Origin of the sequence: Arenimonas sp., assembly GCF_041919775.1 — a bacterium.
Lineage (GTDB): Bacteria > Pseudomonadota > Gammaproteobacteria > Xanthomonadales > Xanthomonadaceae > Arenimonas.
Genome location: NZ_JAYRTE010000011.1, coordinates 1 through 22,688 on the forward strand (window position 1 = coordinate 1; position 22,688 = coordinate 22,688).

General features: G+C 69.6%; 24 protein-coding genes. 15 read left to right on the forward strand and 9 right to left on the reverse strand.

Features of this window, described 5'->3' with window-relative positions; all coding sequences use genetic code 11:
* Nucleotides 1-65: 65 nt before the first annotated feature.
* Both ACE3TE_RS07855 and ACE3TE_RS07860 read right to left on the reverse strand, forming a co-directional pair.
* Nucleotides 66-485, reverse strand: coding sequence for a CopD family protein (locus tag ACE3TE_RS07855; RefSeq protein ID WP_374603803.1), 420 nt, complete (start codon nucleotides 483-485; stop codon nucleotides 66-68).
* A gap of 21 nt (nucleotides 486-506) precedes the next feature.
* Nucleotides 507-1,304, reverse strand: coding sequence for a M48 family metallopeptidase (locus ACE3TE_RS07860; RefSeq protein ID WP_374603805.1), 798 nt, complete (start codon nucleotides 1,302-1,304; stop codon nucleotides 507-509).
* 168 nt (nucleotides 1,305-1,472) lie between these two features.
* Between ACE3TE_RS07860 and ACE3TE_RS07865 the strand changes: the two genes are divergently transcribed.
* Nucleotides 1,473-3,350, forward strand: coding sequence for a DEAD/DEAH box helicase (locus tag ACE3TE_RS07865; protein WP_374603807.1), 1,878 nt, complete (start codon nucleotides 1,473-1,475; stop codon nucleotides 3,348-3,350).
* 6 nt (nucleotides 3,351-3,356) lie between these two features.
* Here the strand turns inward: ACE3TE_RS07865 and ACE3TE_RS07870 are convergent, their stop codons facing one another.
* Nucleotides 3,357-4,025, reverse strand: coding sequence for a hypothetical protein (locus ACE3TE_RS07870; RefSeq protein ID WP_374603809.1), 669 nt, complete (start codon nucleotides 4,023-4,025; stop codon nucleotides 3,357-3,359).
* Nucleotides 4,026-4,106: 81 nt separating this feature from the next.
* On the opposite strand from ACE3TE_RS07870, the gene ACE3TE_RS07875 reads away from it, so the two are divergent.
* The 5 genes from ACE3TE_RS07875 to ACE3TE_RS07895 all read left to right on the forward strand — a co-directional run bounded on the left by ACE3TE_RS07875 (nucleotide 4,107) and on the right by ACE3TE_RS07895 (nucleotide 11,187).
* Nucleotides 4,107-5,285 carry an NAD(P)/FAD-dependent oxidoreductase gene (locus ACE3TE_RS07875; RefSeq protein ID WP_374603811.1) on the forward strand — a complete coding sequence of 393 codons (1,179 nt, stop codon included), beginning with the start codon at nucleotides 4,107-4,109 and terminating at the stop codon, nucleotides 5,283-5,285.
* A gap of 65 nt (nucleotides 5,286-5,350) precedes the next feature.
* Complete coding sequence (locus ACE3TE_RS07880; protein ID WP_374603813.1) at nucleotides 5,351-7,435, forward strand: VWA domain-containing protein; 2,085 nt, start codon at nucleotides 5,351-5,353, stop codon at nucleotides 7,433-7,435.
* A 3-nt stretch (nucleotides 7,436-7,438) separates the two neighbouring features.
* Entirely contained in the window at nucleotides 7,439-7,966 is a 528-nt protein-coding gene (locus ACE3TE_RS07885) for a hypothetical protein (protein ID WP_374603815.1), read from the forward strand.
* Entirely contained in the window at nucleotides 7,951-9,339 is a 1,389-nt protein-coding gene (locus tag ACE3TE_RS07890; protein ID WP_374603816.1) for a hypothetical protein, read from the forward strand. Before ACE3TE_RS07885 ends, ACE3TE_RS07890 begins: the two co-directional genes overlap by 16 nt.
* Before the next feature lie 69 nt (nucleotides 9,340-9,408).
* Nucleotides 9,409-11,187: an acyl-CoA dehydrogenase C-terminal domain-containing protein gene (locus ACE3TE_RS07895; protein ID WP_374603818.1), complete on the forward strand. Its 1,779-nt coding sequence runs from the start codon at nucleotides 9,409-9,411 to the stop codon at nucleotides 11,185-11,187.
* A 4-nt stretch (nucleotides 11,188-11,191) separates the two neighbouring features.
* Here the strand turns inward: ACE3TE_RS07895 and ACE3TE_RS07900 are convergent, their stop codons facing one another.
* Complete coding sequence (locus ACE3TE_RS07900) at nucleotides 11,192-11,764, reverse strand: DUF1415 domain-containing protein (RefSeq protein ID WP_374603820.1); 573 nt, start codon at nucleotides 11,762-11,764, stop codon at nucleotides 11,192-11,194.
* A 4-nt stretch (nucleotides 11,765-11,768) separates the two neighbouring features.
* Nucleotides 11,769-13,076, reverse strand: coding sequence for an NADH:flavin oxidoreductase/NADH oxidase family protein (locus ACE3TE_RS07905; protein ID WP_374603822.1), 1,308 nt, complete (start codon nucleotides 13,074-13,076; stop codon nucleotides 11,769-11,771).
* 115 nt (nucleotides 13,077-13,191) lie between these two features.
* Here ACE3TE_RS07905 and ACE3TE_RS07910 point away from each other — a divergent pair, with 115 nt between their 5' ends.
* On the forward strand, nucleotides 13,192-13,584 hold the full coding sequence (locus ACE3TE_RS07910) for an MAPEG family protein (RefSeq protein ID WP_374603824.1): 393 nt from the start codon (nucleotides 13,192-13,194) through the stop codon (nucleotides 13,582-13,584).
* 16 nt (nucleotides 13,585-13,600) lie between these two features.
* Here ACE3TE_RS07910 and ACE3TE_RS07915 read toward each other — a convergent pair whose 3' ends face one another.
* Together ACE3TE_RS07915 and ACE3TE_RS07920 are read right to left on the reverse strand one after the other, a co-directional pair.
* Nucleotides 13,601-14,512 (reverse strand): sensor domain-containing protein, encoded by a 912-nt coding sequence (locus ACE3TE_RS07915; RefSeq protein ID WP_374603826.1) that lies wholly within the window; start codon nucleotides 14,510-14,512, stop codon nucleotides 13,601-13,603.
* On the reverse strand, nucleotides 14,509-14,874 hold the full coding sequence (locus ACE3TE_RS07920; RefSeq protein WP_374603828.1) for a PadR family transcriptional regulator: 366 nt from the start codon (nucleotides 14,872-14,874) through the stop codon (nucleotides 14,509-14,511). Before ACE3TE_RS07920 ends, ACE3TE_RS07915 begins: the two co-directional genes overlap by 4 nt.
* Nucleotides 14,875-15,084: 210 nt before the next feature.
* On the opposite strand from ACE3TE_RS07920, the gene ygiD reads away from it, so the two are divergent.
* Genes ygiD through ACE3TE_RS07945 form a run of 5 tightly spaced genes read left to right on the forward strand, consistent with a single transcriptional unit; the run spans nucleotide 15,085 to nucleotide 19,276 of the window.
* Nucleotides 15,085-15,852: a 4,5-DOPA dioxygenase extradiol gene (gene ygiD, locus ACE3TE_RS07925; protein WP_374603830.1), complete on the forward strand. Its 768-nt coding sequence runs from the start codon at nucleotides 15,085-15,087 to the stop codon at nucleotides 15,850-15,852.
* Nucleotides 15,852-16,721, forward strand: coding sequence for a bile acid:sodium symporter family protein (locus tag ACE3TE_RS07930; RefSeq protein ID WP_374603832.1), 870 nt, complete (start codon nucleotides 15,852-15,854; stop codon nucleotides 16,719-16,721). The genes ygiD and ACE3TE_RS07930 overlap by 1 nt, the downstream gene beginning before the upstream one ends.
* Nucleotides 16,718-17,311: a trans-aconitate 2-methyltransferase gene (locus ACE3TE_RS07935; RefSeq protein WP_374603834.1), complete on the forward strand. Its 594-nt coding sequence runs from the start codon at nucleotides 16,718-16,720 to the stop codon at nucleotides 17,309-17,311. The genes ACE3TE_RS07930 and ACE3TE_RS07935 overlap by 4 nt, the downstream gene beginning before the upstream one ends.
* Nucleotides 17,311-18,291 (forward strand): serine/threonine protein kinase, encoded by a 981-nt coding sequence (locus ACE3TE_RS07940; protein WP_374603836.1) that lies wholly within the window; start codon nucleotides 17,311-17,313, stop codon nucleotides 18,289-18,291. The genes ACE3TE_RS07935 and ACE3TE_RS07940 overlap by 1 nt, the downstream gene beginning before the upstream one ends.
* Nucleotides 18,292-18,337: 46 nt before the next feature.
* Nucleotides 18,338-19,276 (forward strand): peptidylprolyl isomerase, encoded by a 939-nt coding sequence (locus ACE3TE_RS07945; RefSeq protein WP_374603838.1) that lies wholly within the window; start codon nucleotides 18,338-18,340, stop codon nucleotides 19,274-19,276.
* Nucleotides 19,277-19,282: 6 nt separating this feature from the next.
* Here the strand turns inward: ACE3TE_RS07945 and ACE3TE_RS07950 are convergent, their stop codons facing one another.
* Nucleotides 19,283-20,176 carry a DUF2785 domain-containing protein gene (locus ACE3TE_RS07950; RefSeq protein ID WP_374603840.1) on the reverse strand — a complete coding sequence of 298 codons (894 nt, stop codon included), beginning with the start codon at nucleotides 20,174-20,176 and terminating at the stop codon, nucleotides 19,283-19,285.
* Between the two features lie 65 nt (nucleotides 20,177-20,241).
* On the opposite strand from ACE3TE_RS07950, the gene ACE3TE_RS07955 reads away from it, so the two are divergent.
* Both ACE3TE_RS07955 and ACE3TE_RS07960 read left to right on the forward strand, forming a co-directional pair.
* Nucleotides 20,242-20,493 (forward strand): GIY-YIG nuclease family protein, encoded by a 252-nt coding sequence (locus ACE3TE_RS07955; RefSeq protein WP_374603842.1) that lies wholly within the window; start codon nucleotides 20,242-20,244, stop codon nucleotides 20,491-20,493.
* The gene (locus ACE3TE_RS07960) at nucleotides 20,490-21,416 is read left to right on the forward strand and encodes a DMT family transporter (RefSeq protein WP_374603844.1); all 927 of its coding nucleotides are present in this window, start codon (nucleotides 20,490-20,492) and stop codon (nucleotides 21,414-21,416) included. The genes ACE3TE_RS07955 and ACE3TE_RS07960 overlap by 4 nt, the downstream gene beginning before the upstream one ends.
* On the opposite strand, the gene ACE3TE_RS07965 is transcribed toward ACE3TE_RS07960, so the two are convergent.
* Nucleotides 21,413-21,958, reverse strand: a complete 546-nt coding sequence (locus ACE3TE_RS07965; RefSeq protein ID WP_374603846.1) for a YaeQ family protein — start codon at nucleotides 21,956-21,958, stop codon at nucleotides 21,413-21,415. The genes ACE3TE_RS07960 and ACE3TE_RS07965 overlap by 4 nt on opposite strands.
* A 129-nt stretch (nucleotides 21,959-22,087) precedes the next feature.
* Between ACE3TE_RS07965 and ACE3TE_RS07970 the strand changes: the two genes are divergently transcribed.
* Nucleotides 22,088-22,684, forward strand: a complete 597-nt coding sequence (locus ACE3TE_RS07970; RefSeq protein ID WP_374603848.1) for a PleD family two-component system response regulator — start codon at nucleotides 22,088-22,090, stop codon at nucleotides 22,682-22,684.
* Nucleotides 22,685-22,688: the final 4 nt, after the last annotated feature.

The window sequence follows — 22,688 nt, forward strand, 5'->3', positions numbered from 1 at the left end:
CTCTTTACCCAACCACCTTGGTCTGTTTTTTCGCGCGTGAAGGCGCTCCTACAGGAACCACGGCATCAGAAGGGTTTGAAGTAGACGAGCCAGAGGATGGCGATGGCCAGCAGCAGCGGGATCTCGTTGAACCAGCGCAGGGTCGTCGGCGACGGCAGCTTGCCGCCGGCCGCGGCGCGCTTGATCCAGCGGCCGGTGACAATGAAGTGCGCCAGCACCAGCAGCACCACCGTCAGCTTCGCGTGCAGCCACGGGCCGACCATGCCGAAGTGGAACCACAGCGTCAGGCCCAGCACGAACGCGATGCCGAACATCACGTGCCCGAAGCCGTACAGCCGCTTGCCCATCAGCGCCAGCCGCTCGCGCACCGCCGGCTGTTCGCCCACCTCGGCCAGGTTCACCAGGATGCGCGGCAGGTAGAACACCGTCGCCATCCAGGCGATCACGAAAAGCACGTGGAAGAGCTTGGTCCAGAGGTAGGCCATCTTTTTCGGTTCCTCGCCGCGTCAGCGGCAGTTGGGGGCGCGGCCCGCGGCACGGGCCTGCTGGTAGGTCGGCATCAGGCCCGGCGCCGACGCACGCAGGGCCTGCACGCGCGACGCCGGGTCCGGGTGGGTCGACAGCCACGCCGGCGGCCGGTTGCCGCCGGTCGCACGGATCATGTTTTCCCACACGGCCGGCGCACCCTCGGGATTGAAGCCCGCCAGGGCCATGTAACGCTGGCCCAGCACGTCTGCTTCGACCTCGTGCTGGCGCGAGAACGGCAGCAGCACGCCCGCCTGGGCGCCCACGCCCAGCAGGCCCAGGAGCTGCTGGCGCTCGCCGCCGGTCGCGGCGTTCACCGCCTGCATCGCAGCCTCGGCCGCAAACCGCTGCGAGACGCGCTCGGCCGCGTGGCGCGACACCATGTGGCCCATTTCGTGACCGATCACGGCCGCCAGCTGGTCCTGGCTGGTCGCGACCTTGAACAGGCCCGTGTGCACGCCGACCTTGCCGCCGGGCAGCGCGAAAGCATTGGGCGAGTCGTCCTGGATCACGACGACCTCCCAGGCCTGCTGCCGCTCGTGGGTGGGCAACACCCGCACCAGCGCGTCGGCCACGCAGCGCACGTAGCGCGAGGCGGCGGGGTCGTTGGCCAGCCGGCCGCTGGTCTTGATCTGGTCGAAGGCGGTGGCACCCATGCGGTCCATGGCGGCATCGTCGACCAGGATCAGCTGGTTTCGGCCGGTCGGCGTGGTGGCGCAGCCGGCAAGCAGGGCGGACAGCAACAGGACGATCGGCAGGCTCGGGCGGATGGCGCGCATGCTCGTTCTCCGGGGGGTGCGGGAGGCCCATGATTCCGTTTACGCGACTGGGTCGCAATACCGAAGCGGTTCAGGTGCTTGCATGGTGTTTGAGGTACAATCCGCGCGCCTTCTTCGTGTCCGTGGTGTGCCGGAATGCGAAGCACCCCGAATTCCAACGGACCTCCCATGACCGACCCCACGAACGTGGCGCCGACCGCGCCCCTGCTTTTCAGCGATCTCGACCTCGGCGAGCCCCTGCTCAAGGCCCTGGCCGACGTCGGCTACGAGTCGCCCTCGCCCATCCAGGCCGCGACCATTCCCCACCTGCTCGCCGGCAAGGACGTGCTGGGCCAGGCCCAGACCGGCACCGGCAAGACCGCCGCCTTCGCCCTGCCCCTGCTGGCAGGCCTCGACCCGGCCGTGAACTCGCCCCAGGCCCTGGTCCTGTGCCCCACCCGCGAACTGGGCATCCAGGTCGCCGAGGCCTTCCAGAAATACGCCGCCCACCTGCCCGGCTTCAGGGTGCTGCCGATCTACGGCGGCCAGGGCTATGGCCCGCAGCTGCAGGCCCTGCGCCGCGGCGTGCACGTCGTGGTCGGCACCCCCGGCCGCATCATCGACCACCTGGACAAGGGCTCGCTGGATCTTTCGCACCTGCGCACCCTGGTGCTGGACGAAGCCGACGAAATGCTGCGCATGGGCTTCATCGACGACGTCGAGGCCATCCTCAAGAAGATGCCGGCGGTGCGCCAGACCGCGCTGTTCTCGGCGACCATGCCGCACGCCATCCGTCGCATCGCCCAGACCTACCTCAAGGAACCGGTCGAGGTCACGATCGAGGCCAAGACCCGCACCGCCGACAACATCCGCCAGCGCAGCTGGGAAGTCAGCGGCATGCACAAGCTCGACGCGCTCACCCGGATCCTGGAAGCCGAACCCTTCGACGCCATGATCGTCTTCGCCCGCACCAAGCAGGCCACCGACGAACTGGCCGAGAAGCTGCAGGCGCGTGGTTTCTCCGCCGCCGCGATCAACGGCGACGTGGTGCAGGCGCAGCGTGAGCGCACGATCCAGCAGCTCAAGGACGGCAAGATCGACATCCTGGTCGCCACCGACGTGGCGGCGCGTGGCCTCGACGTCGACCGCATCAGCCACGTCGTCAACTACGACGTGCCCTACGACACCGAAAGCTACGTGCACCGCATCGGCCGCACCGGCCGCGCCGGCCGCAGCGGCGAGGCGATCCTGTTCATCGCGCCGCGCGAGCGCAGCATGCTGCGCGCGATCGAACGCGCCACACGCCAGCCGATCACGCCGATGGAGCTGCCGACCGTGGCCGCCGTCAACGACGTGCGCATCGCCAAGTTCAAGCAGCAGATCACCGACACGCTCGCCGCCGGCGAACTGGCCGAGTTCCGCAAGCTGATCGAGGACTACGAGCGCGAGATGAACGTGCCGGCGATCGAGATCGCCACCGCGCTGGCCAAGCTGGCCCGCGGCGACGTGCCGCTGCTGATGCAGCCGCCGAAGTTCGAAGCCAAGAAGCGCGCCTTCGACCGCGATGTGCAGGACGCCACCGACCGCTACGCCAAGCCGGCGCGCTTCGAGCGCGGCGATCGGCCGGAACGCCCGGCCTTCGCCAAGAAGGTGCGCGAGCCGCGTACGCCCGACGAGGGCAAGGCGACCTTCCGCATCGAAGTCGGTTACGACCACGGCGTGAAGCCCGGCAACATCGTCGGTGCCATCGCCAACGAAGCCGGCCTGGACGCCAAGCACATCGGCCGCATCGAGATCTTCGAGGACCACACCCTGCTCGACCTGCCCGACGGCATGCCGCCCGACGTGATGACCCACCTCAAGACCGTCTGGTGCGCCGGCCAGCAGCTGCGCATCACCCGCGACGGCGAGACGCCGGACACCGCCGGCAAGGTGCCGGGCAAGAAGCCGTTCGGCAAGAAGCCCTTTGGCGGCCCGAAGAAGGACTTCGGCGAGCGCAAGTCCTTCGGCCCGAAGAAGTCCTTCGGCCCGAAGAAGCCGCACCGCAAGGGTCCTTCGCAGGACTGACGCCCGTCAGGGCAAGGCCGGCATCGCGCCCAGCGTCTTTTCCAGCAGGGGAAGGTGCGGGCGCAGCAGCGCGGCGTTGTGGCGGGCCGCGGCCATCGCGGCTTCGTCGTCCGGGTCCGGCCCGGTGAACGACGGCAGGGCCGGCAGGCCGGCCATGCCGGCGACGGTGCCCGCATCGGGCACCGGCACCAACTCGGACATCGCCGCCAGCGACTGGCGGCGCACCCAGGCGTATTCCTGACGCGACAGCCCGGTCTGGTTCACACCCCTGGCCTGGGCGGCACGCAGCCGCGACAGCAGGGACGAGGTTTCACCAAACACGGTGCCCAGGTCCTGCAGCGAAGGCTGGCGGGCACCGCTGGCGCGTTCGCTGGCGGCGGCCTGGCCTTCGCGGGCAAGGCGCGCCAGGTCGGGGCCCATCTCGGCGGCCACCACCTTCTGCACGGCGACGAAGGCGGCGACCTGTTCCGGCGTCATGCGCCCGTCGGCGGGGGCGTCGAACGGCGCCTGGTTGCGGATGTCGTCGCCCAGGTCGACGGCGCTGGCCCAGGTCTTGGCGCCTTCGATGCCGGCATGCCACATCGGCCGCAGCACGAACCACCAGGCGGCCACGGCGCCGACCGCGAAGACCAGCATCACCACCAGGCATCCCACCAGGAATTTTTTCGCCGCCATGTCCCGCTCCCCACGGCCCGCGGATGCCGGCCCGGGCCCGAGGATAGTCGCGGGCGTGCGTGAAGGGCTAGAGTCCGCGCCATGGAACACGACGTACTGATCATCGGCGGTGGCGCCGCGGGGCTGATGTGTGCGCTGACCGCCGGCAGGCGCGGGCGCCGCGTGCGCGTCATCGAACACGCCAACCGCTGCGGCAAGAAAATCCTGATGTCCGGCGGCGGCCGCTGCAACTTCACCAATACCGGCACCACGCCGGCCAATTTCCTCTCGGCCAATCCGCATTTCTGCAAGTCGGCACTGGCGCGCTTCCGGCCCGAACACTTCATCGCGATGGTGGACGCGCACGGCATCGCCTGGCACGAGAAGGAGCTGGGCCAGCTGTTCTGCGACGACTCGTCCAAGCAGATCGTCGCGATGCTGCTGGCCGAATGCGCCGACGCCGGCGTGGCCATCGACACCTCCTGCAGCGTTGAAAGCGTGGCCGCCTCGCCGGGCGGAGGCTTCGCGCTGCGCACCAGCCAGGGCGCGATGGCTGCGGATTCGCTGGTGGTGGCCACCGGCGGCCTGTCGATCCCGAAGATGGGCGCCACCGGCTTCGGCTACGAACTGGCGCGGCAGTTCGGCCACGCCGTGCTGCCCACGCGCGCCGGCCTGGTGCCGCTGACGCTCAGCGGCAAGCACCTGGAGCACTACGCCGACCTCGCGGGCGTCTCCGTGCACGTGTCCGCGCGCTGCGGCAAGGCGCGCTTCGACAACGCGATGCTGTGCACCCACCGGGGTCTCAGCGGTCCGGCGATCCTGCAGGTGTCCTCCTACTGGGAACCGGGCAAGGAGCTGCTGCTCGACCTGCTGCCGGAACACGACATCGAAGCCTGGCTGCTCGAGCGCCAGCGCGAACAGCCGGCGGCCGAGCTGCGCACCGTGCTGGCCGATGCCTTCCCGAAACGTTTCGCGCAGCGGCTTTGCGAGGTGTGGTTCACCAGCAAGCCGATGCGCCAGTACAGCCATGCCGAACTGCCGGCGATCGCCCGCCAGCTGGCGCACTGGCCAATCGTCGCCAGCGGCACCGAGGGCTATCGCACCGCCGAAGTCACGCTGGGGGGCGTCGATACGGATGGCGTGTCGTCAAGCAGCATGGAATCAAAGACCGTGCCTGGGCTGTTTTTCGTCGGCGAGGTGCTCGACGTCACCGGCTGGCTGGGCGGCTACAACTTCCAGTGGGCCTGGGCCAGCGGCCATGCCGCGGGAAGCGTCGCCTGAGTGGCGCAATCGCCCCCCTTTTCGCGTTAAGTTGCCAATACACCCGGAAAAACAGGAGCCTCCGCATGCCCCGGACCCCTCGACGCGCCATACTCCCCGCGCTCGCCCTGCTCTGCCTGGCCCCGGGCCTGGCACCGGCACAGGATCCCGCCGGCGAACAGGCCATCATCGTGCTCGATGCCTCCGGCTCGATGTGGGGCCAGATCAAAGGCAAGCCCAAGCTCGAGATCGCGCGCGAGACCCTCGCGACCGTACTCAAGGACACGCCCGACAGCATGGCGCTGGGCCTGATGGCCTACGGCCACCGCGAGAAGGGCAACTGCGAGGACATCGAACTGGTGGTGCCCGTGCGCGCCGGCAGCGGCGCCGACATCGCCGCGGCCGCGGCGAAGATGAAGTTCCTGGGCATGACCCCGCTGTCCGAAGCGGTCGCGCGTGCCGCCAACGAACTGCGTTTCACGGAACAGAAGGCCACGGTGATCCTGATCACCGACGGCCTGGAAACCTGCAAGGCCGACCCCTGTGCGCTGGGCAAGGAACTCGAGGAGTCGGGCGTGGACTTCACCGCCCACGTCGTCGGCTTCGGCCTGAGCGCCGAAGAAGGCAAGCAGGTCGCCTGCCTGGCCGAGAACACCGGCGGCCAGTACCTCGCCGCCAACGATGCCGACGGCCTGGCCGCGGCGCTGACGCAAACCGTGGTCGAGGCGCCGGCCGAACCGCCCGCACCCGAAGCCACGCTGGACGCGCCCGACAGCGCGCCCATTTCTTCGCGTTTCCTGGTTTCCTGGACCGGGCCGGCGCACCAGTACGACGAGGTCCAGGTTTTCGCGCCCGAAGAGCGCGGCGGCCGGGGCAAGGTCATCGACAACCGGCGCGTGCTCTCCGACAAGCGCGCCGACCAGAAGCAGGTTGAACTGGTCGCGCCCGCGAAACCCGGCGAGTACCTGCTTCGCTACTACCACGGTGCGCAGTCGAAGGTGATCGCGACGCGGCCGATCACCATCACCGAGGCCGAGGTGGCGCTGGAAGCCCCCGGCGAGGTCAGCATCGCCAGCACCTTCGAAGTGACCTGGACCGGCCCGGGTGAGCAGTACGACGAAGTGCAGGTCTGGGACCCGCGCGCGCGCGCCGGGCGCGGCGCCGTCGTCGACAACCAGCGCGTGCACAGTGCCGAAGGCTTCGACCAGCGCCAGGTCGCCCTGACCGCGCCGGCCACGCCCGGAGACTACGAGCTGCGCTACTACAACGGCCACAACAGCGCCGTGCTGGCGACGGTGGCGCTCAAGGTCGTCGATGCCGAAGTGGCCCTGCAGGCCCCGCAGGAAGTCGACATGGCGTCGAGCTTCGTCGTCACCTGGACCGGCCCCGGCGCCCAGTACGACGAAGTGCAGGTCTGGGACCCGAAGGCGCGCGCCGGCCGCGGCGCCGTCGTCGACAACCAGCGCGTGCATAGCGACAAGGGCTACGACCAGCGCCAGGTCACCCTGACCGCCCCGGCCGCCCCGGGCGACTATGAACTTCGCTACTGGAACGGCGACAACAACAAGGCGCTCGCCACGCTCGCGCTGCGGGTGCTGGAAACCGAAGTGGCGCTCGATGCCCCGGCCTCGGTGCCCATGGCCTCGGACTTCACCGTCACCTGGACCGGCCCCGGCGCCCAGTACGACGAAGTACAGGTCTGGGACCCGCGCGCCCGTGCCGGCCGCGGCAAGTCGATCGACAACCAGCGCGTGCAGAGCGACAAGGGCTACGACCAGCGCCAGGTCACCCTGACCGCGCCGGGCGTCCCCGGTGCCTACACGCTGCGTTACTGGAACGGCGACAACTCGTCGATGCTGCACGAGCAGCCGCTGGAGGTGACCGCGGTGAAGGTCGGCTTCGACGCGCCCGCCAGCGGCCCGGCCGGCCAGCAGGTGACGATCACCTGGACCGGCCCCGGCGCCCGCTTCGACGAAGTGCAGGTCTGGGACCCCGCCGCCCGCGCCGGCCGCGGCAAGTCCCTGGCCAACAAGCGGGTCCAGTCGGACAAGGGCTACGACCAGCGCCAGGTCACCCTGAAGCTGCCCGAGACCCCAGGCAACTACGAGCTGCGCTACTGGAACGGCGACAACAGCGCCGTGTTGCACAGCCAGCCGCTGAAGGTGCAATAGGCCATGGACAACGCCAGGAAGATGCTTCGCCAGCCAGGACCGATCACCCGGGGACTGCTCGCCGGCCTGCTTGGCCTGGGGCTGGTCGCCTGCCGCGGAGAACCTGAGCTGCCCTACCCTGATTTCCTGTCGCCCCAAGGTCGCCAGGTACTGATCGATGCGCACGCAAGACTGGTCACCTGCCAGGGTGACCAAGTCACGATCGCCTTTGCAGAGATGATCAACCTGGCCAACCCGGTGAGCTATTCGGCGGGCATGGTGGGCCAGTCCGTGGGTCAGGGAAGCCCCGACCTTCCCATGGAAAACACATTGGCTGGCGTCATCGCGTTTGAGAAGGTGTGCTGCGAGGAGATCGAGCGGAGCATCAACGACTTCTCGATCGGTGTTCTGATCCCGGCACGGGGAACTGGCGCCTTTTCCGCTGAAGAAGACCGTTTCTGGCGCAACCTCAGCAGCTTCGTCGCCTCAGGTGAAAGAGAGTGCCGGCTTCCACAGGAAGCCGGTCCAGACTACGGATGGCCTTCAGGCTGACCGGACTTCCGGCTGCCGGGCTGTTGCTGGCAGTCGTGGCGGTGGCTTTCGCCGGGGGAGCCGCGACGAGCTTCCTCTACGACGACTACCGGGTCATCACCGGCGATCCCAGGGCGCAGGATTGGCAGGCCTGGTGGGCCGATGTCCCCGGCGGCATCCGACCCCTGCTGAAGCTGTCGTTTCTGCTCAACTGGCGCTCGGGCCTGGGTGCGCCGGGCTACTTCGCCGTCAACCTGGCGCTGCACGCGGCCAACGCCGTTCTGCTTTGGCGCATCGCCCTGCACTTGCTGCCTCGCATCGCGCCGGGCCACGCGCGGCTCACGACGCCTGCCGCCTGGCTGGCTGCGATCCTGTTCGCGATGCATCCCGTCCAGGCCGAGGCGGTGACCTACTTCAGCGGACGATCGTCACCGCTGATGGCGGTTTTCCTGCTCTCCTCGCTCCTGCTGTGGCTGCGCTGGCCCGGTCGCCCGGCATGCGACGCGGCGGCGCTGGCGCTCTTCGTGCTTGCGCTGGCTTCGCGCGAGACGGCGGTGGTGCTTCCAGCGGCGATGCTGGTCGTCCTGTGGCTGTCGTCGGAACGCCCACCCAAGGCAACCAGGCTACCGATGGCCATGGCGGCCGTCGTCGCGTTGGCTGGCGCGTACGCGCTTGGCGCGCACCCTGGCTATCGCGCTTTTTTTGCCGGCGCATTCGCCCACGGCGACGCACTGGGCAACCTTCCCGACGGGGCGCGTGGACTGCATTACCTGGTCCTGCGCTGCCTGGGACTGCAGGCGGGCTCGATCGACCCCGTGCTTCCGGCGGGCGCCCCGTTCTGGCTGCCTGCGCTGCTCGCGGCCACCTGCGCCCTACTTGCATCCGGGCTCCGGCTGCGTCGTCGATACGCATGGCTGGTGTTTGGTCTTGCCTGGTTCTTCATCCACCTGGCACCCACCTATTCGCTCGTCCCTCGGGCCGAGCCAGCCAACGACCGGCACCTCTATCTGGCGATCTGGGGACCGATGCTGTCGCTGGCCTTCGGCCTTTGCTGGCTGGCCAGCCAGGACGGCATGCGTCGTGCGCTGGCGGGTGCCGCGGTCCTGGTCCTTGTGGTCGGCAGTGCCTTCGGCCTGCACGAACGCAACGCGATCCTGGCGAACGAACGGGCCGTCTGGCGGGAAGTGGTGCGATTGGCACCTGGCCACGCGCGGGGTTGGCACAACCTCGGCGTCGCCCGGCACCGACAGGGTCAATGGGTCCCGGCACGGGATGCCTACTGCCGCGCCCTGCACCTTCAACCCAATGAGAGGAGCCTGGCAGCGCTTTACGGGCTGGCTCGTTTGGGCATTCCCGGCTGCGGGACACTGACCAACACTGCCCCGAGTGCCTGAGTTGGTGCATACTGGGGCATCACATACGCACCGGTATGGTGTGCCTGAAGCCCGACCCGAGAGCCCGTCATGTCCCAGTACACCGCCCCCCTGCGCGACATGCAGTTCGTCCTGTTCGACCTGTTCCAGGCCGAAACCGAGCTTGCCGCCCTGCCCCGCCACGCCGGCCTGGACCGCGAAACCATCGAGGCGGTGCTGGAGGAAGGCGCGAAATTCGCCAGCCAGGTCATCCAGCCGCTGAACCAGGTCGGCGACCGCGAGGGCTGCACTTTCCACGGCGACGGCGTGGTCACCGCGCCGCCGGGCTTCAAGGCCGCCTACGCCCAGTTCGTGGACGCCGGCTGGCCCTCGCTGGGCTGCGACCCGGATTTCGGCGGCCAGGGGTTGCCGACGCTGGTGAACAACCGCCTGTACGAAATGTGGAACTCGGCCAACCAGGCCTGGCTGATGTACGCCGGCCTGTCCCACAGCGCCTACGAATGCCTGATGGCCTTCGGCACCGACGAGCAGAAGCAGGTTTACCTGACGAAGATCGTATCCGGCGAATGGACCGGCACCATGTGCCTGACCGAGCCGCACTGCGGCACCGACCTGGGCCTGCTCAAGACCAAGGCCGAGCCGAACGAGGACGGCAGCCACGCGCTGACCGGCACCAAGATCTTCATCAGCGCCGGCGAACACGACCTGGCCGAAAACATCCTGCACCTGGTGCTGGCCCGCCTGCCGGACGCGCCCGCCGGCACCAAGGGCATTTCGCTGTTCCTGGTGCCCAAGTTCCTGCCCGATGCGAACGGCGCCGTCGGCCCGCGCAATGCCATCAAGGCCGGCTCGATCGAACACAAGATGGGCATCCACGGCAACGCCACCTGCGTGATGAACCTCGACGGCGCCACCGGCTGGCTGATCGGCGAGGCCAACAAGGGCCTGGCGGCGATGTTCGTTATGATGAACTCGGCGCGCCTGGGCGTGGGCATGCAGTCGCTGGGCCAGGCCGAGGTCGCCTACCAGAACGCCGCCGCGTACGCGAAGGACCGCCTGCAGGGCCGCGCCGCCGCCGGTCCGGCCACGCCGGACAAGCCGGCCGATTCGATCCTGGTGCACCCGGACGTGCGCCGCATGCTGCTCACCGCGCGCGCCTACAACGAAGGCGGCCGCGCCCTGGCCACCTGGACCGCGCTGCTGCTCGACCGCGAACACGACCATCCGGATGCGGCCGTGCGCGAAGAGGCCAGCGAACTGATGGCCCTGCTCACCCCGGTGGTGAAGGCCTTCCTGACCGACAACGGCTGGGAAACCGCGACCCTGTGCCAGCAGGTGCTGGGCGGCCACGGCTACATCAGCGAATGGGGCATGGACCAGTACGTGCGCGACGCGCGCATCAACATGATCTACGAAGGCACCAACGGCATCCAGGCGCTGGACCTGCTGGGCCGCAAGGTGCTGATGGACGGCGGCGCGAAGTTCGGTCGTTTCGCCGCACTGGTGCAGGCCTTCATCGAGGAAAACGCCGGCCGCCCCGAACTGGCCGAATTCACGACGCCGCTGGCGAAGCTGCTGGCCGACACGGCGGCGCTGACCCGCGAAATCGGCGGCAAGGCCAAGGCCGACCCGAACGAAGTCGGCGCGGCGGCGGTGCCCTACCTGCGCATCACCGGCCACCTGTGTTTCGCCTGGCTGTGGGCGCGCATGGCGGCGCTGGCGGTCGGCAAGGACGACCCCTTCCATTCGGCGAAGATCGCCACGGCGCGCTTTTATTTCGCCTGGCTGCTGCCCGAGGTCGAGCAGCGTTTCCGCGAAGCCCGCGCCGGCGCGCCCAGCCTGATGGCGATGCCGGACGACGCGTTCTGATCCGCTATTTGCGCCAGAGCGCCTTCCAGCCGTCGGGACCCAGCCTGCGCAGGGTCCCGATGTTGGTTTCGTAGATCCGGTCGGCCTCGGGGAACGCGGCCACCGCCTTGTCGACGCTGTCCTCGCGCAGCAGGTGCAGGGTCGGGAACGGCGAGCGGTTGCTGAAGTTCGCCATGTCGTCGGGCTCGCTGTCGGCGAACTGGTAGTCGGGATGGAAGCTGGCCACCTGCAGCACGCCCTCGAGCTCGAGCTCCTCGACGGCGGCGTCGGCCAGGTCGAGGAAATCGTTGTAGTCCAGGAAGTCGCGCAGCACGTAAGGGTGCACCAGCAGCGTGGTCTCGATGTCGCCCGGGTCGGCCGAGGCCAGCAGCTGCAGTTCGTGCAGCAGGTCCTGCAGCAGGCCTTCCTCGTCGGTGGCTTGGCTGACGACGTAGCGGATCTGCCGCTTCACGTGCACCGCTTTCGCGAAGGGACACAGGTTCAGGCCGATGACGGCCTTCTCCAGCCAGTCGCGGGTGGCATCGACGACGGCTTCGTCGGTCAGGGGCTCGTCGCCATGCATCGGATCGTGGGTCATTTTGCTACTCCCGGCGCCGCAGCGCGGCGGCCTTGCTCAGGTCATTCCACCAGTAACGCATGAAAGAGCGCAGCATGCCCCGGCCGGTGTCGATCGGGCGACCCGCGGCCAGCCGGTCCATCTGCTGGTAATACCAGCCCTGGGCCCCGAGCACGTTGACCATCTTGGCCAGCAGCCAGGGGCTGGCCGGGGACAGCCGGCCGCGGGCGCGCAGGTGCAGGCGGTGTTCGAACGCCGGCAACACGTCGATCTCGCCGGCCAGCAGCCGGCGCGCCACGTCCGGGTGCGTGCAGAAGGGCCGGCCGATGCCGATCACGTCGGTATCGCCGCTGGCCAGCGCGGCTTCCATGCCGGCGCGGCTGCGGAAGCCGCCGGTCACCATCAGCGGCATCGTCGCCACGCGGCGGATGGCGGCGGCGTAGTCGAGGAAATAGGCTTCGCGCACCCGGGTGCTGGGCCGCACCTGCACCGCGTCGTCGTCGCGGCCGGCGATGCCGAGCAGGCGCGGCTGTTCGTAGTTGCCGCCGGAGATTTCCAGCAGGTCCACGCCTTCGCCGTTGAGCAGATCCACCACGCCCAGGCAGTCGGCGTGGCTGAAGCCTCCCTTGCGGAAGTCGTCGGAGTTGAGTTTCACCGACACCGGGAAATCGGCGCCGACGGCCCGGCGCACTGCGCGCACGGTTTCGACGAGGAAGCGCGCACGGTTCTCCAGCGATCCGCCCCAGGCGTCGGTGCGCCGGTTGGTGACCGGCGACAGGAAGCTGCTGAGCAGGTAGCCGTGCGCGCCGTGCACCTGCACGCCGGTGAAGCCGCAGTCGCGCGCGATCACCGCGACGTCGGCGAAGCGCTGCACCAGCCCGAGGATCTCCTCTTCGCGCAATGCGCGCGGTCGTGCGTAGTTGCCCATCAGGTCCAGCTGCACGTCCGAAGGCCCGACCGGTTCGCGCGTCACGTAGCGCGGCGACTGCCGGCCCGCATGCGACACCTGCATCCACAGCGCATTGCCTGCGCGGGTTCCCGCCTTCGCCCAGCTGCGCAGGCGCTCACGCGCGTCGGCGGAAACACTCGGTGCGAAGCCGGGATCGATGGCGACGTTGCCGGGCCGTTCGAGTACCCGGTGGTCGATCATCACGTTGCCGGTGACCAGCAGGCCGGCGCCGCCGTCGCTCCAGGCGCCGTAGAGGTGATCGAGGCGCCCGGTGGCCCGCAGCCGGCTGTCCCCCAAGCCTTCGGTCATCGCCGCCTTGCACAGGCGGTTGCCGAGAACCGCACCGCAGGGAAGTCGCAGCGGCTGGGCCAGGGGATCGGACATCGGTGGCTCCGGGGGCGATGACGGGCGACCACGATACTGCAAGCACCGATACCCGGCCGTGATGCCCATTCGTCGCCCGAACGGCTAGGCTGGCGCAAACCCCAAGGAGCCTGCCATGCACCCCCTGATCGCCCTGGTCACCCTGCTCACCGTGCTGCTGCTGATGGCCATGATGGGGCTCGTCGGGCGTGCCCGCGGCCGCCATGGCGTCAAGGCGCCGTCCACCACCGGACCGGAAGGTTTCGAACGCACGTTCCGGGTGCAGATGAATACCCAGGAGTCGGCGCTGATGTTCCTGCCCGCGCTGTGGACGGCCGCGGCTTTCAGCCTGCCCTGGCTGGCCGCCTGCTTCGGCGGCGTCTGGCTGCTGGCCCGCGTCGCGTATGCCGTGACCTACCTCGACCCGGCCCGCAGCCGCGCCATTCCCTTCGTGCTGGCCAGCCTCGCGCTTCTGGCGCTGGTCGTGCAGGGCCTGTGGGGCGTGGCCTGGACGCTGCTGCTGCGCTGACCACGCCCCGGTCCGCTTAGTACTGGGCGGTCTTCACCAGCAGGTTCTTGGCCACCGTGCCGTGGATCCGGCCGACCAGCCGGACCAGGTGCAGCGTGACGAAGAAGAGGAGCGTGCCCAGCAGCATCAGGATCGCCGCCCCGGCCGGGCCGTCGATGATGAAACCCTGCACCTGCAGGTTGTCCATGCCCGGCAGGCCCAGCAGCTTGAGCAGCGCGAGCAGGCCGCCCCCGGCCAGGGTCACCGACAGGACGATGCCGGTGAAGGCCACCGTGGAGTAGCCGATGCCCAGCGGCAGCATCAGCAGCTGGTAAAGCATCGTGCTCCAGGTGCGCGGGTCGGTGAACATCGCGCCGATGCGTTCAAGCCACGGCTGCCCGCGGCCCTGGTAGAGCGGCCGGCGCGGCATGCGCTCGCCCAGCAGCACCTCGACGATGCGGCCCTCGACCAGCGACAGCACCCGCACCAGCCCGACGAACAGGATCACCACCGGGATGCCGATGATCATCAGCGCAAGGCTCGCCGAGAAGCTGAAGCCCATCACCACCGCGGTGAAATAGACGATGCCCGTGGCGAGGGACAGCAGCATGTAGAACAGCGCGGTCCAGGCCCGGGGATCGGTGGCGACGCCGAAGAACCGGCCGGCCAGGCTGGTGCGCGGCGGCGCCGGCGGCGTGCGCAAGGCGCGGGTGACCTGGACCTCGGTGTCGCGATAGATGTCGGCCACTTCCTCGGGGGCACCATAGCTGCCGGCGACGCTGGCGATCAGGTCGGCTTCCGCCATGCCGGGATTGGCGGCCATTTCCGAGCGCAGGTATTCCTCCGCGTCGTAGAGGGCGTCCTGGACGAGCGCCGGGTCGGCGCCGCGCAGGGCCGCGCGCAGCTGGTCGAGGTAGTCGGGGATGGTCTTCGGGGCGGCGGCGGTCATCGCAGGTTTCCTTCCAGCACGGAATCGACGGAGTCGCGGGTGGTACGCCAGCTGCCGGTCCATTCCGACAGCGCCTGGCGGCCAAGCGTGGTGATGCGGTAGTAGCGGCGCGGGGGGCCGCTGATCGAGGGTTCGACGTGGCTCTCGGCCAGGCCGGCGGCGCTGAGGTTGCGCAGCACCGGGTACAGGGCGCTCTGTTTGCCGCCCAGCAGCGGGTCGCCGGTCTGCTCCAGGCGTTTGGCGATCTGGTAGCCGTACAGCGGCTCGTCCGAGCGCGCCAGGACCGCCAGCAGGACCAGGGAAACGGTCCCGGCGCTGAGCTCTTTCTGGAACTTCTTCAGGTGCGGCTCGGTGTCCTGCATGATCCTGTCCCGGCCTGAGCAATACAGGCCTGTTGTGGATAGTGTTGAGTGAATACTAGCTGCCCGTGGCTCGGCCGGCAGTGCCGCAAGTCATGGCCCGGGTGCCGGCGGCCGGCCCGTCCGTCTTGCATCCCTCGCGGCCTTGGTTAATGTGGACGCCAACGCCCCCTGCCGGAGAGTCACTCGATGAGCCCGTCCATGCCTGGCCCGATGCCCGCCCTCTTCGTCGGGCACGGATCACCCATGAACGCCATCGAGGACAACGCCTGGCGACGAAGCTGGCAGGCCCTGGGCAAGCGCCTTCCCCGCCCCAAGGCCATCCTGGCCATCTCGGCGCACTGGGAAACCGAAGGGGTTTATGTCGGCAGCGCCGAAAAGCCCGACACCATCCACGATTTCCGCGGTTTCCCGAAGGCCCTGTTCGACGTGCGCTACCCCGCGCCGGGCAGCCCGGACCTGGCCCATCGCGTGGCCGAACTGGTTGAACAGCCGCGGGTGCATATGGATTCCCACCGCGGCCTCGACCACGGCGTCTGGAGCGTGCTGCAGCCCATGTTCCCGGGGGCCGACATCCCGGTGGTGCCGCTGAGCCTGGCGACGCTGCAGCCCGGCGCCTGGCACTACGACCTGGCGCGACAGCTCGGGCCGCTGCGCGACGAGGGCGTGCTGGTGGTGGGCACCGGCAACATCGTTCACAACCTGCGCTACTGGCGGCAGGGCCAGACCGAGCCGCTCGACTGGGCCCAGCGCTTCGACGAAGACATCGCCGAACGCATCGCCGAAGGCCACCACGAAGGCATGCTGGGTTACGAAACCCTGGGCCCCGACGCCCTGATGGCCATTCCCTCGCCCGAACACTACCTGCCGCTGCTGTACGTGCTGGCCCTGCAGCGCGACGAGGATCCGGTCGAGTTCTTCAACGAGGACGTCGCCGGCCCGATTTCCATGCGCTCGGTCATCATCGGCAAGCTGGACTGATGTCCGACAACCCGGTCCTGATGCTGTTCCTGCCGCTGGCGCTGGCCGTGGTGATGGCCGGGCTGGGCCTGCACCTGACCCTGGCCGATTTCCGTCGCGTGCTGGCGATGCCGCGCGCGGTCGCGGTGGCGCTGGCGGTGCAGGTATTGCTGCTGCCGCCGGTCGCGTTCGGCCTGGCGAAACTGTTCGGCCTGCCGGGCGAACTCGCCCTGGGCCTGGTGCTGCTGGCCGCCTCGCCCGGCGGCGTCACCGCCAATCTCTTCAGTCATCTGGCGCGCGGCGACGTCGCGCTCAACATCAGCCTCACCGCGATCAACAGCGTGCTCGCGCTGCTTACCCTGCCGGTGTGGACCGCGCTGGCCCTGTCGGTGTTCCTGGGCACCGAAGGCAGCGTGCCGCCGCCGACCCGCAAGATCATCGAAGTCGCCGTGCTGGTGGTTGCCCCGGTGGCGCTGGGCATGGCGCTGCGCGCCTGGCGGCCGGCGCTGGCGGCGGCGGCTGAGAAACCGGTGCGCCTGCTGTCCTCGCTGCTGCTGGGCGCGCTGATCGTGATGGCCTTCGTGTCCGAGTGGGACATCGTGCGCCTGTACGCACCGGTGGTCGGCCTGGCCTGCGTGCTGTTCAACCTGGCCAGCCTGCTGTCGGGCTATTTCGTGGCCCGCGGCGTGCGCCTGGCCGAACCCCAGGCGATCGCCATCGCCTTCGAGATCGGCATCCACAACGGCACCCTGGCCATCTTCATCGCCATCGAGGTACTGGGCCGCGACGCCGCCAGCATCGCGCCGGCGATCTATGCGCTCAGCATGTACCTGACCGGCGCGCTGTTCGCGGCCTGGCTGCTGCACCGGGGCAAGGCGCGGCCGGCATGAAGAAGGTCTACGACCGCGACTACTTCGAAAACTGGTACCGCCGGCGCGACCTCGGCGGCGCCGCCGCGCTGGGCCGCAAGGTGGCCCTGGCCGTGGCCACCGCCGAATACCACCTGGGTCGCCCGATCAAGTCGGTGCTCGACGTCGGCTGCGGCGAGGGCGCCTGGCGGGCGCCGCTGCTCAAACTGCGGCCCGGACTGAACTACCTGGGCCTGGACAGCAGCGACTACGCCATCGACCGCTACGGCGCCAGCCGCAACCTGCACTGGATGCCCTTCGGCGACCTGGCGGCCGTGGGTTTTTCGCGCCCGGTCGACCTGCTGGTGTGTTCGGACGTCATGCACTACCTGGCCGAAGACGAACTGCTTCGCGGGCTGAAGGAGTTCGCGCGCCTGTGCCACGGCGTGGCCTTCCTGGAAGTCTTCGCAGAGGGCGATGAGATCGTCGGCGACCTGAAGGAACTGCACCGTCGCCCTGCCGCCTGGTACCGCAAGGCCTTCGGAAAGGCCGGTTTCACGCCCATCGGGTCGCACCTGTACCTGTCGGCGCCGCTGGCGTCGCGCGCCACCGCGCTGGAGCTGCCGCGCTAGTGGGCGGCGAGACGCCGTTCGCCGACCTCGACCCCGACCGCATCCTCGACGCCGTCGAGTCGCTCGGCCTGCACAGCGACGGCCGCGTGCTGGCGCTCAACAGCTACGAGAACCGCGTCTATCGCATCGGCATGGAACAGGGCCCGGCGCGCGTGGCCAAGTTCTACCGGCCCGGCCGCTGGACCGACGAAGCCATCGCCGAAGAGCACGCCTTTTCCGCCGAGCTCAAGGCCGCGGACCTGTCCGTGGTGGCGCCCCTGCAAATCCACGGCCACACCCTGCACCACTTCGAAGGCCATCGTTTCGCGCTGTTTGAAATGCGCGGCGGCCATGCCCCCGAGCTTGGCAACCGCGACGTGCTGACCCACCTTGGCCGCGTGCTCGGCCGCCTGCATGCGGTCGGCGCCGCGGCGCCGTTCCGGCACCGCGGCGTCATCGGCATCGAAAGCCACGGCGAAGACCCGGTGCACTACCTGCTGGAGAACCGCTGGCTGCCGCCCGACCTGGAAGACAATTTCGAGCGCCTCGCCGAAGCCCTGTTCGACGCCATGGACGCCTGCTACGAACGCGCCGGCGAGACCACCACGCTGCGCCTGCACGGCGACTGCCACCCGGGCAACATCCTGTGGCGCGACGACCAGGCGCATTTCGTCGACCTCGACGACTGCCTGTCGGGTCCGGCGGTGCAGGACCTGTGGATGCTGGCCGGTCACCGCGAGGACAGCCGCGCGCCCTGGCGCTGGCTGCTTGAAGGCTACGAAACCTTCCGCGCCTTCGACCGCCGCGAACTGCATCTGGTCGAAGCCCTGCGCACGCTGCGCCTGCTGCACCACAACGCCTGGATCGCGCGTCGCTGGCATGACCCCGCGTTCCCCGTCGCCTTCCCCTGGTTCGAGGCGCCGCGGCACTGGGAGTCGGTGATCACCCAGATGCAGGAACAGCTGGCCGCGCTGCACGAGGCGCCGCCCGACCCCGACTGAGCCGGCTTGCGATACGCTGGCCGGCATCGACAAACGAGGACACGCAATGCGACCGACCCTGCCCCTCACCCTGCTGGCCCTGTCCCTGGCGGCCTGTACCCATGCCCCGCAGCGAAGCGACGGCCCGGCAGCCAGCGTGCCCACCACGCAGGAAGTGATCGACGCGTCCACGCCCGCCGACTGGCGCCCGCTCGACCCCGAGAACACCGTCTATCTGCAGCTGCCGTCGGGCATGGTGGTGATGGAACTGGCGCCGGCGTTCGCGCCCGAACACGTGGCCAACATCCGGACGCTGGTGAAGGGCCGCTACTTCGACGGGCTGTCGGTCAACCGCTCGCAGGACAACTTCGTGGTGCAGTGGGGCGACCCCGCCGGCGACGAACTGGCGCTGCGCCGCCCGCTCGGCGAGGCCAAGGCCAGCCTGCCGGCCGAGTTCAGCCGTGACGCCGACGGCCTGTCTTTCCGCGCCCTGCCCGACCCCGACGGCTGGGCGCCGGAAGCGGGCTTCGTGGACGGCTTCGCCGCGGCGCGCGACCCGAAGGCCGGCAAGGCCTGGCTGGCGCACTGCTACGGCACCATCGGCGCCGGCCGCGCGATGGCGCCCGACTCCAGCAACGGCAGCGAACTCTACGTCGTCACCGGGCAGTCGCCGCGACAGCTCGACCTCAACATCACCACCGTCGGCCGCGTCGTGGTCGGCATGGAACGCCTGAGCGTGCTGCCGCGCGGCACGGGCCCGCTGGGCTTCTACACCGAAGCCGCGCAGCGCGTGCCGATCCTCGCGGCCCGCATGGCATCGGAAATGCCGCCGGAGCAGCGCGCGCGCCTCGAGGTGATGCGCACCGACACCGCCACCTGGGACGCCTACGTCGAATCGCGCCGCAACCGCAGCGACGAGTGGTACGTGCACCCGGCCGGCCACGTCGACGTCTGCAACCTGTCGGTGCCGGTGCGCCCGGCCACGGCGGAGCGCGGCGCCGACTGAGGCCGCTTACTGGCTGGCGCGAAGTGCCGCCTGCACGGCGGGAACGTAGGCCGACAGCCTTTCGTCGCTGCTGGCGCCGGCATGCAGCACGAACAGGAAGGCGCGCAGGTTGTGCCGGCGCGCCAGGGCGGCCTCGTCCTGCCAGGCCTCGCCCCAGGACGCCATCGGCGCCGGCGAGGCCAGCGCCTCCAGCCAGCTTGCCCAGCCCGCTTCATCGAAGGTCTCGGCCGCGAGGGCCAGCAGCACCGGCCGCGCCAGGCGCTCGGACTCGGTGTGCACGTAGGGCGGCGCAGCCACCGGGGCGACCTGGGCCGCCACGGCATCGAGCAGTCGGCGGCGGGAGCCGGCGTCCAGCGCCGGGTTCAGCACCAGCTGCATCACGAAGTCGGCGCCGTGCGCGACGCCATGGCGCCAGCCCTGGCCATCGGTGAAACCGCGGTAGTCGCGCACGCCTGCCAGGTAGCCTGTCGCGGCGGCGACCAGGGCGTCGCGCCCGCCGCCATCAAGCCAGGGCGCCACGCGGTCGGTGCGCGCAATTTCCGCCAGCATCAACGCGGCGAAGGGCGCGTGGAATCCGTGTGGATCCGGATAGTCCGGCGCCAGGACAGCCAGCAGGTCACGCATCAGGCCGGCGCGGACCGGCGGGGAAATGGCCTCGGCCCGCAGCCAGCCGGCCAGGGTGGTGTAAGCGAGGCCATCGCGAACCGTCGGATCCGGATGGGCCAGGCAGGCCGCCAGGGCGGGAACCAGCTTGTCCCGGTCGCCGGGGGCGGCATCGGCCTTTCCGGCCGCATCCACGGACCGGGCGAACGCCACGGTGCCGGGACAGCGCGGAGCCGGATCGGCCGCCAGGACCTGCACCGGCACCACCAATAAAAACGCCGCCAGCAAACTGCGCATCGCGTCCCCTTCCGACCTGACCCGGGCCGCGCGTTTTTCGCCGGCCGCATGGGAGAATGCCGCCCATGCCCTGGTTCGTCTACCTGATCGAATGCCTCGACGGCAGCGTGTACACCGGCGTGGCCGTCGACGTCGAGCGCCGCTATGCCGAACACGCCGCCTGCAAGGGTGCGCGGTACACGAAATCGCATCCGCCGCGCCGGCTGCTGGCACGCTTCGAGCACCCCGACCGCTCCAGCGCGCTGAAGGCCGAACACGCCATCAAGAAACTCTCCGCCCTCCAGAAACGCACGCTCGCCGAAGGCCCGCACCGATGACGCCCACCACCAAGGCCTACTGGCAGATGCACTTTTGCGTGCTGCTCTGGGGATTCACCGCGATCCTGGGCAAGGTGATCACGCTGCCGGCGATGGCCCTGGTGGTGTGGCGCATGGCGATCGTCGCGTTCGCGCTGTTGCTGGTGCCGCGGGTCTGGCGCGGGCTGCGGGCGCTGCCGCCAAGGCTGTGGCTGATCTATTCGGGCATCGGCACCCTGGTCGCACTGCACTGGCTCACCTTCTACGGCGCGATCAAGCTGGCCAATGCCTCGGTGGCGGTCACCTGCATCGCGCTGGCGACGGTGTTCGTGCCGATGGTCGAACCCTGGATCACCGGCCGCAAATTCGAACCACGCGAATTGCTGCTCGGCGTCGCGGTCGTGCCCGGCGTGGCGCTGGTGGTGGGCGGCGTACCGGACGGCATGCGCGTGGGCATCGTGGTCGGCACGATCTCGGCGATCCTGGTGGCGCTGTTCGGTTCGCTCAACAAGCGCTACGTCGAACGCGCCGATCCCCTGACCGTCACCGGCCTTGAGCTCGGCGCCGGCGGCCTGGTGCTGGCGCTGCTGACGCCGCTGCTGCCCTGGTTCGGCTCGCCGCTGGTTATTCCCGCCGGCATGGACATCGTCTGGCTGCTGGTGCTGGCGCTGGCCTGCACGCTGCTGCCGTTCGCGCTGTCGCTGGTGGCGCTGCGGCACCTGAGCGCATTCTCGGCGCAGCTGGCGGTCAACCTGGAGCCGATCTACGCCATCGTCCTGGCGATCGTGCTGCTGGGCGAACAGCACGAACTGGGCGGCATGTTCTACGCCGGCGTGGTGGTGATCCTCGCCGGCGTGTTCGTGCACCCGCTGCTGTCGCGACACCCGATGCCCAAGCCCGAACCGGCGAACCTGGGCACGGCCGAAGGCAAGGTGCTCGACTAGCTGCGTCCGCGCCGGATCCGCGGCGCCAGCTCCAGCGTGCCGGCCTCGTCGATCCACTGCAGCACGCCGTCCTGCACCACCACCTGCACGTCCATGCCGCGCACCAGGCGCTGGCCCAGGGCTTTGGCTTCGTCGGGGGAAACGTCTACGACGACCAGGTTGCCGAAGCGCGCCAGCGCGGCTTCGTTCTTTTCCCACCACAGGTCGGCGCCGCGGCCGCCGTAGGTCAGCACCACCGCCTCGCCGGCGCGGCCACAGGCCTTGCGCACGCGGGATTCGTCGGGCTGGCCGAGGTCGATCCACTGCTCGATGACGCCGGTGAGGTCCTTGCGCCACAGGTCCGGTTCGTCGTCGGTGCTCAGGCCCCGGCCGAACGCCAGTCGTTCGTCGGCGAACAGCGCGAACGCCAGCAGGCGCAGCATCAGGCGTTCGTCGGTTTCCGACGGGTGCTGGGCCAGCACCAGGTCGTGGCTGGCGTAATAGTGCCGGTCCATGTCGCTGATCTGCAGCCTGGCCTTGTGCACGGTGGACTTGGGCGCCATCGCGGGCTCCGGGAAGGTCTGGGCCCGGCAGACTGGGCCATGCCGGCCGGGCTGTCCAGTCGCCGCGCATTGCCAGCCGGGCGCGTGGCATGGACACTGTGCGCCGGGGAAAAACGAGGGGAGCGCGGCGTGGACGTTTACGACAGGATCAAGCGACTGTTCGGCTGGGGCAAGGCGCCCGCGCCGGAGCCGCGCAGCGACACCGCCGCGGGCCCGCAGGCCGCGGAGGAAAAACCCGCGCCTTCCGGACCCGAGCGCCGCGGCAAGGCCCGCACCAATGCCCGGCCGGGAACGCGCATGCTGGTGATCGACGACTCCGCGACGATCGTCGCGCTGCTCTCGCGCATGCTCCGCCAGAACGACTACACCGTGCTCGAAGCCAGCGACGCCGAACAGGGCCTCGAGATCGCCCGCACCGAAAGCCCGGAGCTGGTGTTCCTGGACATCGTGCTGCCGGGCATGGACGGCTTCGCCGCGCTGCGCCAGCTTCGCCGCGACCCGGCGACCCGGGACATCCCGGTGATCATGATCAGCGGCAACGAGCAGGCCACCGAGCAGTTCTACGTGCACCGCATCGGCGCCGACGACTTCATGAAGAAGCCGTTCTCGCGGGCGGAGGTCTTCGCGCGCATCGAACGCCTGCTCGACGCCAACCGGGTGCCCAAGCGCCTGCCGGCGGCCACGCGCGCCGCCGCCGGCACCGGCGACGACCCCGAAACGACCTGAGCGG

What these genes read in the sequence shown, in the direction of transcription:
- ACE3TE_RS07910 (WP_374603824.1), top strand. Translation starts at nt 13,192, where the DNA reads ATGCACCCCCTGATCGCCCTGGTCACCCTGCTCACCGTGCTGCTGCTG.
- ACE3TE_RS07935 (WP_374603834.1), top strand. Translation starts at nt 16,718, where the DNA reads ATGAAGAAGGTCTACGACCGCGACTACTTCGAAAACTGGTACCGCCGG.
- ACE3TE_RS07965 (WP_374603846.1), bottom strand. Translation starts at nt 21,958, where the DNA reads ATGGCGCCCAAGTCCACCGTGCACAAGGCCAGGCTGCAGATCAGCGAC.
- ACE3TE_RS07870 (WP_374603809.1), bottom strand. Translation starts at nt 4,025, where the DNA reads ATGGCGGCGAAAAAATTCCTGGTGGGATGCCTGGTGGTGATGCTGGTC.
- ACE3TE_RS07875 (WP_374603811.1), top strand. Translation starts at nt 4,107, where the DNA reads ATGGAACACGACGTACTGATCATCGGCGGTGGCGCCGCGGGGCTGATG.
- ACE3TE_RS07955 (WP_374603842.1), top strand. Translation starts at nt 20,242, where the DNA reads ATGCCCTGGTTCGTCTACCTGATCGAATGCCTCGACGGCAGCGTGTAC.
- ACE3TE_RS07950 (WP_374603840.1), bottom strand. Translation starts at nt 20,176, where the DNA reads ATGCGCAGTTTGCTGGCGGCGTTTTTATTGGTGGTGCCGGTGCAGGTC.
- ACE3TE_RS07865 (WP_374603807.1), top strand. Translation starts at nt 1,473, where the DNA reads ATGACCGACCCCACGAACGTGGCGCCGACCGCGCCCCTGCTTTTCAGC.
- ACE3TE_RS07890 (WP_374603816.1), top strand. Translation starts at nt 7,951, where the DNA reads ATGGCCTTCAGGCTGACCGGACTTCCGGCTGCCGGGCTGTTGCTGGCA.
- ACE3TE_RS07905 (WP_374603822.1), bottom strand. Translation starts at nt 13,076, where the DNA reads ATGTCCGATCCCCTGGCCCAGCCGCTGCGACTTCCCTGCGGTGCGGTT.
- ACE3TE_RS07960 (WP_374603844.1), top strand. Translation starts at nt 20,490, where the DNA reads ATGACGCCCACCACCAAGGCCTACTGGCAGATGCACTTTTGCGTGCTG.
- ACE3TE_RS07880 (WP_374603813.1), top strand. Translation starts at nt 5,351, where the DNA reads ATGCCCCGGACCCCTCGACGCGCCATACTCCCCGCGCTCGCCCTGCTC.
- ygiD (WP_374603830.1), top strand. Translation starts at nt 15,085, where the DNA reads ATGCCCGCCCTCTTCGTCGGGCACGGATCACCCATGAACGCCATCGAG.
- ACE3TE_RS07885 (WP_374603815.1), top strand. Translation starts at nt 7,439, where the DNA reads ATGGACAACGCCAGGAAGATGCTTCGCCAGCCAGGACCGATCACCCGG.
- ACE3TE_RS07920 (WP_374603828.1), bottom strand. Translation starts at nt 14,874, where the DNA reads ATGCAGGACACCGAGCCGCACCTGAAGAAGTTCCAGAAAGAGCTCAGC.
- ACE3TE_RS07930 (WP_374603832.1), top strand. Translation starts at nt 15,852, where the DNA reads ATGTCCGACAACCCGGTCCTGATGCTGTTCCTGCCGCTGGCGCTGGCC.
- ACE3TE_RS07860 (WP_374603805.1), bottom strand. Translation starts at nt 1,304, where the DNA reads ATGCGCGCCATCCGCCCGAGCCTGCCGATCGTCCTGTTGCTGTCCGCC.
- ACE3TE_RS07895 (WP_374603818.1), top strand. Translation starts at nt 9,409, where the DNA reads ATGTCCCAGTACACCGCCCCCCTGCGCGACATGCAGTTCGTCCTGTTC.
- ACE3TE_RS07855 (WP_374603803.1), bottom strand. Translation starts at nt 485, where the DNA reads ATGGCCTACCTCTGGACCAAGCTCTTCCACGTGCTTTTCGTGATCGCC.
- ACE3TE_RS07945 (WP_374603838.1), top strand. Translation starts at nt 18,338, where the DNA reads ATGCGACCGACCCTGCCCCTCACCCTGCTGGCCCTGTCCCTGGCGGCC.
- ACE3TE_RS07900 (WP_374603820.1), bottom strand. Translation starts at nt 11,764, where the DNA reads ATGACCCACGATCCGATGCATGGCGACGAGCCCCTGACCGACGAAGCC.
- ACE3TE_RS07915 (WP_374603826.1), bottom strand. Translation starts at nt 14,512, where the DNA reads ATGACCGCCGCCGCCCCGAAGACCATCCCCGACTACCTCGACCAGCTG.